This is a genomic window from Pisciglobus halotolerans, assembly GCF_900113675.1.
Taxonomy (GTDB): Bacteria; Bacillota; Bacilli; order Lactobacillales; family Carnobacteriaceae; genus Pisciglobus; species Pisciglobus halotolerans.
Genome location: NZ_FOQE01000005.1, coordinates 1 through 12,941 on the forward strand (window position 1 = coordinate 1; position 12,941 = coordinate 12,941).

Genomic DNA, 12,941 nt, shown 5'->3' on the forward strand with positions numbered 1-12,941 from the left:
ATGCTTGCTTTAAAAAAATAAAAAAGAATCAAAAATAGAAAACATTGTCGGCATAAGTGCGAAAACTTTTTTCCAACAATTAATTGACACTATCAAGAAAACCAGGCACCTTGATTACCACAAAGAATGTAGTTATAATATAAACCGTTCAAGTCAGTTAAAAAGGAGGCTGTGTAATGATAAATGTCGACAATGCCATATCGGTCTTAAAGAAAAATGGCTATAAATATACAGATAAAAGAAAAAATATTTTAGCTGTGTTTGACCATGAGAACCGTTATTTAACTGCTAAGGACGTACAAAATCAGTTAAAAGAAGATTATCCAACCATTAGTTATGATACCATTTACCGTAACCTGTATACCTTTGTTGAATTAGATATTTTAGAGGAAACGGAGTTGAATGGAGAAAAGCTGTTCCGTTTTAATTGTGCTCATCATGGCCACCACCACCACTTTATCTGTGTTGTATGCGGCAGAACCAAAACCATTGAGATGTGCCCGATGGATTTTTTTAAAAATCAATTAAAAGACTGTGAAATTGAATCGCATCGATTTGAAATTTTTGGAAAATGTGAGAAGTGTCTGGCAAAACAACTGTAGATGATCTGCTTAGTAGGTTAAAGAAGCCCTTTTTAGTGTGAAAAAGATGTAAGAAAAAAATACACTTTTTTTGAATAAACTTTAAGGTCGTATTGACTAGGTAACTGACATTAGATATAATAACTTTGGACAGTTAATTATCTATGTTATGAAAAACATACGAAATAACGGTTACTTATTTAGCACGGAGGGGGGTAAAGAAATATGTCAAAAACAGTCGTTAAGAAAAATGAATCTCTTGATGATGCTCTTCGTCGCTTTAAACGTTCCGTTTCTAAAACAGGTACTTTACAAGAAGCTCGCAAACGGGAATTTTATGAAAAACCCAGCGTAAAACGTAAGAAAAAATCTGAAGCAGCTAGAAAACGCAAACGTTAATCAAGACGTTCGTTTAAATGAGAGGTGGAATCAACATGTCGCTATTAACAACCGTTAACGAAGACATTAAAACAGCAATGAAAGCGAGAGATAAAGAAACGCTGGCTGTTTTAAGAATGATTAAATCTTCATTACAAAACGAAGAAATTAAAAAAGGTTCTGCATTAAACGAAGAAGAAGAATTAACCGTTCTTTCTCGTGAGATGAAACAAAGACGTGAATCTTTGACAGAGTTTAAATCAGCTGGACGCGACGATTTAGTTGAAAAGCTTGAAAAAGAAATAGCTATTGTTGAACGTTACCTGCCAAAACAATTATCAGAAGATGAATTGAGAGCGATCGTTAAAAAGACAGCCGATCGTGTGCAAGCTTCTTCAATGAAAGATTTTGGAAAAGTAATGGGTGCCGTGATGTCTGAAATTAAAGGACAAGCGGATGGAAACGAAGTCAACCGTTTGGTTAAAGAACAATTGAGCTGATTCGTTAAATCAAAACCTGCATAAAAGATGATCTCGTTTACTCGAGGTCATCTTTTTGTTTCTATATAAGATCAGTGCAAAAACTTTGTCCAACCCTTAATGGAAACTATCGAGAGGTTTGGTTCTCCTTACCTTTTGTGATAAAATAGACTATGATTCGAATTGAATAAATAAGAAAAGGAAGTGTTGATTGTTTGGCTGAATTAGCAAATGAAACACGCGAACTGCAATTAAAAGATCCAGCTTTGGCTCAATCTCTTTACGGCGCTCAGGATAAACACCTGAAGCTGCTTGAAGACAATATGGAAGTCGTCATCAATAGCAGAGGAGATCAACTGCTCATTGTTGGAAGCAAAGAAAAAATTGACCAAACTGCAGATATTTTGATCCAATTGCAAGAATTACTGCACAGCGGTATTCAGATCGGACAAGCGGATGTTGTTACAGCAATCAAAATGGCTAATAGAGGTACGCTTTCCCGTTTTGTGAGCATGTACGAAGAAGAACTTGGACGAGATTTTAATGGAAGAGCGATTCGCGTAAAAACGTTTGGTCAGCGACAATACGTACAAGCCATTAAAAAAAATGATGTGGTATTTGGAATTGGTCCTGCTGGAACAGGAAAGACTTATCTAGCAGTAGTGATGGCAGTAGCAGCTTTGCGTAAAGGCGAAGTAAAAAGAATCATTTTGACACGTCCTGCTGTTGAAGCTGGAGAAAATCTAGGCTTTTTGCCAGGTGACTTAAAAGAAAAAGTAGATCCTTATCTGAGACCTATCTATGATGCATTGTATAATATTTTTGGTCTAGAACACACCACTCGTTTAATGGACCGCGGTGTGATCGAAATTGCTCCTCTAGCCTATATGAGAGGGCGCACATTGGATGATGCCTTCGTTATTTTAGACGAAGCTCAGAATACAACGATTCCACAAATGAGAATGTTTTTGACTCGTTTAGGTTTTGGTTCAAAAATGATTATCAATGGAGATGTCACGCAGATCGACCTGCCTAGAGGAACAACTAGCGGCCTGATCAATGCTGAACGGGTTTTAAGGGAAGTCAAAAAAATCAAATTTATTTCCTTTGATGCTACAGATGTGGTTCGTCATCCAGTGGTAGCCGATATCATCTTAGCCTACAATGAAGAAACGACGCATGCACAATTAAACCAGCAAGCAGAGAACGACTTGAAAAATGAATAGCAAAAGAGGAGTGAAGAGATGCAGAAAAAATTCGTGCAATTGCAGAATAAACTGGGAAAGAGTTACCTTCCAGTCGTTTTTGTATTCTTTTCACTCCTTCTTTTGCTGATTCTTTACCCTAGTGTAAAGCCTCATGTGCTGGATGTTCAATTGTATCAAGTTGCGGAGCAGACGATTCGAGCAAACACGACTGTTGAAGACAAAGAACGTACAGAAGCCAATCAAAAAATTGCGGCAGATAGTGTAGAACCCGTTTACACGTTTAATTCTGAGCTAGAAAAAAATCAAACAACTAAAATTGAGCTGTTATTTGCTGCAGTCAATGAAGTCAAACAAACTAAAAAAAATTCAGAAATTACAGTACCTGGCACTAAGGGTGATCCAGACCAAAAAGCAGCAGAAGAAAGAATACAGTTATTTGCTGAAAAGCTGCATCATCTGGATGAGCCGACTCAAGACTTTATCTCTCGTCTGCCAGAATGGGCCATCAGTGATTTGCTAAGTGCCTCTTTAGATGATTTAGAGCTGCTAGAACATTCTTTGATTGAGATTGTCTCAGAAAAAATGTCTCAGCCGATCAAAAAAGAGCAGTTAGAAACGACGATTGATGAAGCAAAAAACAATATCCAATATACTGCACTAAACGGTACATATGAACGCATTGCTAATTTGCTGCTGGATCATGCCATTGTTGAAAATCAACTGTATGATGAGCAAGAAACCGAACAGCAACGTCAAGCAGCTATAAAACGTGTTCAGCCGGTGATGATTCTGCAAGGGCAAGTAGTGGTGCAAGAAGGTCATGTGATTGATAGCGGGGATATGCATCAATTAAAGTTATTAGGTATGTTAGAAAATAAAGCATCTTATCAATTGCTGATCAGTTTACTGGTATTATTGTTCGTTCAGTCTGTTCATTTGCTTTTTGTGACCAGATCTGAAAACGACCTTTTTTTAAAACGAAAAAGAGAGGTTACTTTTTATTATATTTTGGTGGTATTTGGTTTAATATTGATGAAAGGATTGCAGCTGATCAGCAAAGCAGACGTTCAATACGTTGAATGGCTATATCCTGCTGCATTAGCTCCTATATTGATCACGACGCTTTCTTCACGCCGATATGGATTTTTAGCAAATAGCTACTTAGCCGCTTTGTCTATTTATCTTTTCCATGAAACAAATGGTGTAAATTCAGGTTTGACTATCCTATTATTTTATTTTTTAAGCGGCTTGTTAGGTACACTACATTCAAATAAACAAAGGCTTTCTTTTTCTAATAAAAAATTATGGAGGTTTATTTTTGCTGATGCGCTTTTGATGATCGCTTTAGTTTTTTATATGAATCAACCTTTTGTTTCATTTGATACAGGGATCATGGTTCTTTTCGCCATGATCGGCGGTATGTTAGCGTATCTGCTGGCTTTGTTGTTCTTTCCCTATGCAGAAGTACTTCAGACAGACAGTTCAGCGCTTAAATTGCTTGAACTGTCAAACCCAAACCAGCCTCTTCTTCAGCTGCTATTGACACAAGCTCCAGGTACTTATCATCACAGTCTGATGGTAGCCAATTTGAGTTCAGCTGCTGTAGGAGCGATCGGGCTAGATCCCTTATTTGCTCGCGTAGCTTGTTATTATCACGATGTGGGAAAATTGGCGCATCCTTTGTTTTTTGTAGAGAATGTACCAACAGGGATGAAAAATCCACATGATCTGCTTTCACCCGAAGAAAGCAGAGACATGATCTTCAGCCATGTGACGGAAGGGGTTCGTATGTTAGAAGAAGCAGATTTTCCTACTGACTTAATAGACATTTGTGCTCAGCACCATGGAACGACTTTAATGAAATACTTTTATATTGAAGCAAAAAAAGAAAACGAAGATGTGAAAGAAGTGGATTTTCGTTACGCAGGACCAAAACCACAAACAAAAACAGCCGCTATTATTCATATTGCTGATAGTGCAGAGGCTGCTTGTCGATCGATGGCCGGCCCAACAAAAGACAAAATCAAACATTTCGTTCATCATTTGATTAATGATAGAATAGAAGACGGACAATTTGATGAGTGTCCTTTGACGATCAAAGAATTGAAAAAAATTGAAACTTCCCTTGTTAACAATTTGATAGGAACGTTTCATTCGCGTATTGAGTATCCAGAATTAAAAAAAGAAGATAGAGAAAAATAAATGAGTTTAGTGAATGAATAGGAGCGTATGAAAATATGGAATTAGATATTTTCGATGAAACAAAAAAGATTACAAAGGATCAAGAACAATTAGTATATTCTCTTTTGACTTTTGCAGCCGAACAGTTAGGATTGCCATCTACTGCAGAAATGTCTGTTACTTTTGTGACGAATGATCGTATCCAAGAAATCAACCGCGATTATCGTCACAAAGACCAGCCAACTGATGTTATCAGTTTTGCGTTAGAAGATGAAACTGAAGATGAAATTGAGGTTCATCTAGAAGAATTTGCAGATGCATTGCCGCTTAATATTGGTGATATTTTGATTTCTGTTGATCGAACAGAAGAACAAGCTAAAGAATATGGTCATTCTTTTGAACGCGAACTTGGTTTTTTAGCTTTACACGGATTTCTTCATTTAAATGGCTATGACCATATGGAGCCAGAAGATGAAAAAGAGATGTTTGATTTGCAGAAGCGATTATTAAAGGAGTATGGACTTGGAAGAGAATAAGAAAACAACAAAAAATAGAGGCTATGGAGATTCTTTTAAGTATGCTTTTTTTGGTATAAAAACTGCTTTTCAAGAAGAAAGAAATATGCGGACCCATCTGATACTTGGCCTGGTCACTGTTTTATGTTGTTTATTTTTAAACCTCTCTTTGTATGAGTGGTTTTGGATCTTATTATGTATTTTTCAGGTGCTAGTGACGGAAATTTGGAATACAGTCATTGAAAATGTGGTGGATTTAGTGACTGGACAACGATTCCATCAATTAGCAAAAAAAGCTAAAGATATGGCTGCTGCGGCTGTTCTTCTAACATCTCTGTTTTCTACTATCGTAGGAGCAGTCATTATTTTTCCTAAAGTTTTTCATCTCTTTTTTTGATAAACTTTTAACGAAGCAGCAAATCCAAAGAGTGTAAAAGTTGAAACGAACAACTTAAGAAAAAACAGAAACCTATCAAGTGAGAAAATGAATCGGGGGAAAAACGAATGGTTAAAAAAGAACATAAATCTGGGTTTGTTTCTATTGTAGGGCGTCCGAATGTAGGAAAGTCAACCTTGCTCAATCGTGTAGTAGGACAAAAAATTGCAATCATGAGCGACAAAGCTCAAACAACTAGAAACAAAATTCAAGGAATCTATACCACAAAAGAAGCACAAATTATTTTTATTGATACTCCAGGTATTCACAAACCTAAACATCGCTTAGGAGATTTTATGGTCGACACCGCTTTGAGTTCGATCAGCGGAGTAGAAGCTATTCTCTTTATGGTGAGCGCAATCCAAAAAAGAGGTCCTGGAGATAATTTTATTATAGAAAAATTAAAAGAAGCTAACAAACCTGTTTTTCTTGTCATCAATAAAATCGATCAAATTCATCCCGATAAATTATTGGCGATTATCGAAGACTACAAAACGGAAATGGATTTTGCAGAAATCGTACCAATCTCTGCAACAGAAGGCAATAATGTGGAACGCCTTTTAGAAACGATTGTCCAGTATATGCCAGAAGGTCCGCAATACTATCCAGAAGAACAGGTTACAGACCATCCGGAATACTTTATTGTCTCTGAGCTGATTCGTGAAAAAGTGCTGGAATTGACACGTGAAGAAGTGCCGCATTCTGTTGCTGTCGTTGTCGAAAGCATGCAACGAAATGAAAACAATAAAGTTCAAGTTCATGCTGCTATTATCGTGGAACGTTCAAGTCAAAAAGGAATCATTATCGGTAAAGGCGGGAAGATGCTGAAAGAAATCGGTATCCGAGCCAGACGCGATATTGAATTGTTGTTAGGAGATAAAATCTTCTTAGATCTTTGGGTCAAAGTTCAAAAAGACTGGCGTGATCGACAAACTTATCTTCAAGACTATGGGTATCGGAAAGAAGATTACTAACAATATGCTTTTTTAAAAGGTTGGGGGCAAGAAAATGGGGAAAGTCGAAGAATTTGAAGGCATTATTTTATCGGTGCGCCATCATCATGAAAATGATCATTTGGTTAAGATTTTTACTGATCGATTTGGTAAACTGATGTTTTTTTCTCGTGGCACAGCCAAGCGAAACAGCAAAATGAAAACAGCCATTCTGCCTTTTACGAAAGCGACTTATATTGGCACTATCAATCAGACGGGCCTAAGCTTTTTGAACGATGCAAAAGATAGAGAACAGTATCAAAGTATGCAGACAGATATCTTTTTGAATGCTTATGCAACTTATTTATTGAACTTAACAGACGCAGCACTGGAAGACCGTGTGCCCAATGGAACACTTTATCACAAGCTGGCAGCAAGCCTAAGAGAAATCGACGAGGGCAGCGACCCGCAAATCATCGTAAATATTTTTGAAATTCAATTGTTGCCTTATTTTGGTGTAGCGCCCGAGTTAAGAGGTTGCAGTGTTTGCGGAAACACAGAAGGCCCCTTCGACTACTCTGACCGCTATGGCGGATTATTATGCCGCAACCATTGGCAGCTTGATAAACACCGTTATCATGCTTCCCAACGAGCCATTTATTTTTTACGGTTGTTTTCTAGAGTCTCTATCGATCAGTTAGGAATAATCAGTGTGAAAGAAGAAACAAAAAAAGAAATCCAACACTTGATTGATATGATTTATAATGAAACAGTAGGAATCAAATTAAAAAGTAAATCTTTTATTCAGAAAATGGGTCAATGGGGAGACGTATTAAAAGAAAGCCGTAACCCAGACAACAAGCAGAAGAATGAAGTTTCCCAAACAGATGAAGACAAGCTGTAAGTAAGCATGCGTGAAAGAAAAAAACGTGAACGTAAGAAACCAGGTCTTAAAAAAGCCCGTAAAGCATCACAATTCTCAAAACGTTAAAAACAGCTTCATATCAGTACTTTCAGGCGTTTCGCAATTCATTTTGCGAAGCGTCTTTTTTTGAGTTGACACCATTCCGGTCTGACTCTTTTTGAGACAATTTGCGATAGGCTATTTCACCAATGGGCATTTGAATCACGTTCGGTGTATTCACATAGGTTCTAGTGATGTTGGTATCGCTATGTGTTAATGCCTCAGAAATTTGCTCCAGAGCTACACCAGATTGTTTTGCTAAAGTTGCTCCAGTATGCCGTAACTTGTGTGGAGTCGCATGGGTAAGGTGTTTATGTCGTCGCTCAATGGATTTCATGCGGTAGTTCAAATAATCTGTATGAAGACGTTGATTGATATTCCCTTTATCATCAAAGAAAGTAAAGAGTAGCTGTTCTTCGGTTTGTTCGATTTCAAACTGAGCTAATTCTTCTTTTTGTTGGACTTTCCACTGTTGAAGTAATTGCTTTAGTTCATTTGGAATATGGAAAATTGTCGTTTTATTTCCTTTTGTGCTTTTTTCATTGCCAAATTTATCTAAGGCTTTACCAATTGTGATCTGGGAAGTAGTGAAATTCACGTCTTTCCATTTGATAGCATAGGTTTCTGATTTGCGATCAGATAAAAAGAAGGTAGTCAGAAATAATACATAGTCCTGTAAAGTCAGTTGCCCATTTTCGTAATCGCTTTGGACGGCGGTTAACCATTCTTGAAGTTGCTCAAAGGAGAGGTATAAATCTTCTTCTTTCTTGGCTTCTTGTAATTGGTTTTTCTTGGTAGCGTTAATCCGTTTAAGCGATTTTTCCAGTCTGTTTCGTTCAATGTATTCAAGCTCTTCCGCCCAATCAAAAATAGAATTAACGTAGCTACGCAATGTCTTAAAGTTTGCATATTCGGCAGCCTTTTGTGTCATGATTTTTAGAACAAAGGCTTTGTTTTGATTAAGGTAGTTCAACGTGTATTTCCCAAACATTGGTAAGATATGAAGTCGGAAAATATCTTTTGTATTTGCAATCGTAACGGCTGTGGGGGACTTCGTATTTCTAGAAGTTAAACCAGCCGTATAAGCATCTAGCCAGATATCTTTGTAGAAATCTTTGAGCAGTGATTCACCACCTAGTTCAAAAGCGTTCTTTTCTTTGTTTTCCCGTAGCTCTTTAATCTTGGCGTAAAAATCAATCTCGGCTTCCTTTGCCTCCTTTTTTGTTTTAAACGTTTTCGAGTAAAGCTTTGCTACTCCTAAAATGTTTTGTACATCTTGAGGGTAGTAGAGCCTTAATCGATAAGTGTTGTTTTCTGTCTTTGTAATAGCCATAGTATTTACCTCCGAATGCGAGCCGAAACCAAATACTATGGCTTCATTATATTAGCTCTGGTGAATTTTTGCTAGGTTTGCCAACCATTCGTCAATAGCGAGTTTGTCAAAACGAGTGGAGCCGCTAATTACGATTTTGGGTAATCCTTGCTTAATCCAACTATCTAGAGTGTTATTGGTAATTTGAAGATAGTTGCATGTTTGTTTTTTATTCATATAGCGCTGATTTTTTTCTGTTTGATTTCGTGTTTTTGTGATTTCATTTAAGATCAGTTCGTGTAATTGGGAACGAATCTTTTCAAGCTGCTCATCGCTGAGCACAATTTCAACAGTGGGCATTTGTATCACCTCTTGTGTATAATGTAGATGGCAAGTTTTTGGGCTTGCTACTTATTTTGATGGTCTGTCACTTTTTTGCTTTTCATGGGGCTTGGGTGACAGGCTTCTTTTTGTTCCATTGCATATTCTTGATAGTAGTTTTAATGATTTTGTCTAAGGCTTTGTTCTTTTTAAATGTTCCAATTAATTCAAATTGATGTGATGCTTGCTTTACCAGAAAGTTGAATTTATTTTTTTGCGTTTTAATCGGTTTTGAAAGTGTGAAGTTGCCATTTTCAATTCCAACTAATAAATCAACACGACGGAAGAATTGCCCCAAATCCTCATTAAAATTCCTCTTAGCTGTAGCAAAAAACTCAGTTGGATGCTTTGTACTTGTAATGATGATGGTTTTAGCGGATCCCATCTTGTTGTGATATCGTGCGCTAATTGGACTAATGGTATAAGGGTCTAATAATTTTAACCAATCTGAAGCGGTCAAGCTATCTCCTCTAATGTCGTCTAGCAGAAGAATATCTTGTCCATTAAATTCATCAAACGCATTCCGTGAAGCGGTTAAACAATATGTCCAATTTGAGCCGCAATACTTTAAAGCAACAGATTGGTTAATTCTAATCATTTCTTTGCTTAATACCGTTTTCCCTGATCCTGACTCACCAAAGACAAAGATAACTGTTTTCTTGAATTTTCCGTCTTCGATATCAGCGATAGCACGATAGCTTTTACTTTCACCAGCCGACTCAAAGGCATCGTTGAATTTACGTTTATGAAGGGCGTAAGTTTTGTAATATTCATCAGTCAATAAAACCTGACTTTTTGTCAATTTACCAGCTAGAATTTCTGAAATTAGGAAGTCAACGTTTAAAACAGTCGCTTGTGCTTGTTTGGTAGCACGTCCTCGGTTCCATGTCTCCATTCGGCGATTGTATACACTGACATAATCTTCTCCTATAACTGTTACTACTTGTTTTGGATGATACTGAAACTTTTCTTGATCTTTCGCGTGGACTAAATAGGCAAGTAAATTGTCATATCCATAACGTCCTGATTTTGCTTTTTCTACATACTGTGGTTCTACACCAGCAATAACAGCTAAACTATTTAAAGTATCTCCTTTAACGAATTTAACCAAGAGATGAACGTGTTGTTCTTTTGGTTCAATAACATTTTTCATTTGCTCTTGGCTCCATACAGAACGCTCATCTTTATCATGAATAATTCCGTATAGTTCGCTAACTTCATAACCTTTTTGATCAAATCGTTCTTTTAGTTCTTCCAATAAGGGTTTGATATTACCATTTTCAGCTTCCGTAATAATTGAGTCTTCCCATTGAATCCAGAATTTCTTTTTTAATTGCTGTACAATCATCACGCAAGTCAAAGTTGCTTGCTTTTTCATACGAATTGTTTCACTTCCTTATTATTCAGTTAATTATTCCATCACAAATTTGTTGAATTGTAACTGTACTTTTCACGGTTTTTCCTTGTCATTTCAAGTTTTACGGCACATCGACAAGCCCTGTGCCGTACAGGCGTTTAATAGTTAAAAGTTATAAACTGATAGGACTTTGCGATGCAAGCATCGCAAAGTCAAAAAGAAAGACGATAGTATTAATCGAACCAAGGTGTTTCATAAAAATGAGGAGAATTTTCCCATTTGCGCCCACTACCGACGATACGTGCGATTCCTTGGCCTTTGCCATATGACCGTTTTGGAAAATCAGCAAAACCAGGCATCAAATAGCGACGTTCATCACCACTATCAGCTGCACCGCCTAACATAACGACTGCATCAGAGCAATTAACACGAGCAAGTGAAGGAAGAAACCCTTCTTTTGTTGCAAATTGGCTGACTGCGATTACATGAATTCCTGAACTACCACCAGTGGCAGTGAGTTTGTTAATAGCAGATTCCCAACGCTTCTTAAGATCCTTATTTAGCTCAAGTTCCGCGTTCAAGTTACCTAATTCATCAAATACAATTGCAATGTCCGGCATATCATCCATATCAAGATACTTGTCTTTTCCAACTTCATTGATTTTAGCGAGACGCTCTTTCATGACTGAAACCCAATATTCTGAACGCTTCACAATTTCTACTGCTTCAGATTGTCCGTTGAACTCTTTAACATAACGGTCTAACTTAGCAGAGTTGTATTCTACTATCCATCCTTGCTTTTTCATTAAAGGAATCATATATGAACCGACAAATACACTTTTTCCGCTTCTGGTTCGAGCGATACAGCTTAAATGAGGGGAAATGTCTGTATGCCATACTAAGTCCCTTGATAAACAGATGGCATGAACATCTGCGCAAACAAATTCATCCAGTCGATTAGAACCGTTAATATAAATTCGCTGGGAAGTCAATGTATCTTCAATGTAAAAAAGCATATACACATCACCAGCGCTTAATTCAGAAGAACCTACAGCAAAACGTTTATACTTACCACTTAAAATCCCTGAAAGACGTTGTTCATATTTTTCACGATCCATTCGTTCAAAATTGCCGATATTTTCAATAGCAATGTAACCGTTGAAGCAATCATCATCAAGCCATACATATATCAAAGGCATTTCATCACCAAAACGTGTTGGATTGCTTAACTTTAAAACGTCGGTTACCTGTTTATCATTAAATAATCGCAGAATCTTCTTGGATAACTTCTTAGCTGAAGCTGACATTTTGGGGATTTCAAATGTAGATACCTGTTCACGCTGACTGTTAAAAATAATGGACAAAGCCAGCGACACAAAACTAGTACATACAAACAACTTAATAAGTAAGTGGAAGAAACTAACTGTGGAAGTAAACAATTCAGTTGATGATATAAGATAACTGATAACAATAGCTAGCAGCAAAAAAACTAAAGAAATTCCACAAGCCATCAGAGCTATCTGATAGGCTTGCAGAATACTTGTTGAGCTACGGTTGATTCGGCGATACCTACGCATTGCGTGGCACCACTTGAACACTATCAGCTGAATACCAACCACCACGAGCAGTTGCACCACCACGTACGTTTTTAAAAACTAAAACCATACCAAATTTGACATCTACTTTGGTTTCAACTTTGATTGCATACTCAAGACTTTTTGTCGTATCTACAATAGAGTAACGATACTTACCGTCGACCTCTTCGATAGAACCTGTAGAAATAACTTTAAGTTCAGGAATAATTTCTGCGCGATATTCGTTTCCTGTTCTGGGACTAATCATTGGGACTTCCTTTGTGTCATGACCTAACACATCTTTCAGGCGAGGGTTCCAATTCGGTTGAGCCATTTTCTTCACCTCAATTCTTTTTAAAGACTTTAGTAATAATCATTTAAGCTGGTATAGTTTAGCGACATCACCGGCATCGGTCATACAGAGTTACTTCATTGTTTTGAGTTGCGACCGATACGATTTGTCAATTAACTGTTCAATCTTGGATTTTAATTCTTTATTATTAGAATTAATGAGATTTAAAATTTGTAGATAGGTATCTAGATGAAGTACCATTGAATTTTTTAAAGATGGTTTTTCCCAAATTACCTCTAACTTCTCATTGATAATCTTTTCGATTTGAGCATTTTTCACCGTAATCACTCC

The 12,941-nt window shown here is 37.0% G+C and carries 15 protein-coding genes and 1 pseudogene; 10 read left to right on the plus strand and 6 right to left on the minus strand.

All coding sequences use genetic code 11. From position 1 onward, the window contains the following. Window positions 1-176 precede the first annotated feature (176 nt). From BM057_RS02735 to rpsI, 10 genes and pseudogenes are all read left to right on the plus strand, one after another. Complete coding sequence (locus BM057_RS02735; RefSeq protein WP_047389928.1) at window positions 177-602, plus strand: Fur family transcriptional regulator; 426 nt, start codon at window positions 177-179, stop codon at window positions 600-602. A gap of 204 nt (window positions 603-806) precedes the next feature. Next, entirely contained in the window at window positions 807-980 is a 174-nt protein-coding gene (gene rpsU / locus BM057_RS02740; protein ID WP_047389927.1) for a 30S ribosomal protein S21, read from the plus strand. A 35-nt stretch (window positions 981-1,015) separates the two neighbouring features. Then, window positions 1,016-1,459, plus strand: coding sequence for a GatB/YqeY domain-containing protein (locus tag BM057_RS02745; protein ID WP_047389925.1), 444 nt, complete (start codon window positions 1,016-1,018; stop codon window positions 1,457-1,459). A gap of 194 nt (window positions 1,460-1,653) precedes the next feature. Then, window positions 1,654-2,664, plus strand: a complete 1,011-nt coding sequence (locus tag BM057_RS02750; RefSeq protein ID WP_425439010.1) for a PhoH family protein — start codon at window positions 1,654-1,656, stop codon at window positions 2,662-2,664. Window positions 2,665-2,682: 18 nt separating this feature from the next. Beyond that, window positions 2,683-4,848: an HD family phosphohydrolase gene (locus BM057_RS02755; RefSeq protein WP_092091321.1), complete on the plus strand. Its 2,166-nt coding sequence runs from the start codon at window positions 2,683-2,685 to the stop codon at window positions 4,846-4,848. A gap of 35 nt (window positions 4,849-4,883) precedes the next feature. After that, window positions 4,884-5,363, plus strand: coding sequence for an rRNA maturation RNase YbeY (ybeY, locus tag BM057_RS02760; protein ID WP_047389921.1), 480 nt, complete (start codon window positions 4,884-4,886; stop codon window positions 5,361-5,363). Next, complete coding sequence (locus BM057_RS02765) at window positions 5,344-5,739, plus strand: diacylglycerol kinase family protein (RefSeq protein ID WP_092091322.1); 396 nt, start codon at window positions 5,344-5,346, stop codon at window positions 5,737-5,739. The genes ybeY and BM057_RS02765 overlap by 20 nt, the downstream gene beginning before the upstream one ends. A gap of 107 nt (window positions 5,740-5,846) precedes the next feature. Further along, window positions 5,847-6,752, plus strand: a complete 906-nt coding sequence (gene era, locus BM057_RS02770; protein ID WP_092091323.1) for a GTPase Era — start codon at window positions 5,847-5,849, stop codon at window positions 6,750-6,752. A gap of 34 nt (window positions 6,753-6,786) precedes the next feature. After that, window positions 6,787-7,614, plus strand: a complete 828-nt coding sequence (gene recO, locus BM057_RS02775; protein WP_092091324.1) for a DNA repair protein RecO — start codon at window positions 6,787-6,789, stop codon at window positions 7,612-7,614. 9 nt (window positions 7,615-7,623) lie between these two features. Further along, window positions 7,624-7,701, plus strand: a pseudogene (gene rpsI / locus BM057_RS11525) (30S ribosomal protein S9); the annotation flags it as partial. Window positions 7,702-7,723: 22 nt separating this feature from the next. Here rpsI and BM057_RS02780 read toward each other — a convergent pair. The 6 genes from BM057_RS02780 to BM057_RS02805 form a co-directional block, all read right to left on the minus strand. Further along, entirely contained in the window at window positions 7,724-9,007 is a 1,284-nt protein-coding gene (locus BM057_RS02780) for a site-specific integrase (RefSeq protein ID WP_092091325.1), read from the minus strand. Between the two features lie 51 nt (window positions 9,008-9,058). Next, window positions 9,059-9,346, minus strand: a complete 288-nt coding sequence (locus BM057_RS02785; protein ID WP_092091326.1) for a helix-turn-helix transcriptional regulator — start codon at window positions 9,344-9,346, stop codon at window positions 9,059-9,061. An 82-nt stretch (window positions 9,347-9,428) separates the two neighbouring features. Beyond that, a complete protein-coding gene (locus BM057_RS02790) occupies window positions 9,429-10,745 on the minus strand; it encodes a Rep family protein (RefSeq protein ID WP_245741778.1) in 1,317 nt (438 codons plus the stop codon). A gap of 212 nt (window positions 10,746-10,957) precedes the next feature. Next, window positions 10,958-12,235, minus strand: coding sequence for a cell division protein FtsK (locus tag BM057_RS02795; protein WP_245741779.1), 1,278 nt, complete (start codon window positions 12,233-12,235; stop codon window positions 10,958-10,960). A gap of 58 nt (window positions 12,236-12,293) precedes the next feature. Continuing rightward, window positions 12,294-12,566, minus strand: a complete 273-nt coding sequence (locus BM057_RS02800; RefSeq protein ID WP_342708083.1) for a hypothetical protein — start codon at window positions 12,564-12,566, stop codon at window positions 12,294-12,296. Window positions 12,567-12,722: 156 nt separating this feature from the next. Then, window positions 12,723-12,929 (minus strand): hypothetical protein, encoded by a 207-nt coding sequence (locus tag BM057_RS02805; protein WP_092091328.1) that lies wholly within the window; start codon window positions 12,927-12,929, stop codon window positions 12,723-12,725. Window positions 12,930-12,941 lie beyond the last annotated feature (12 nt).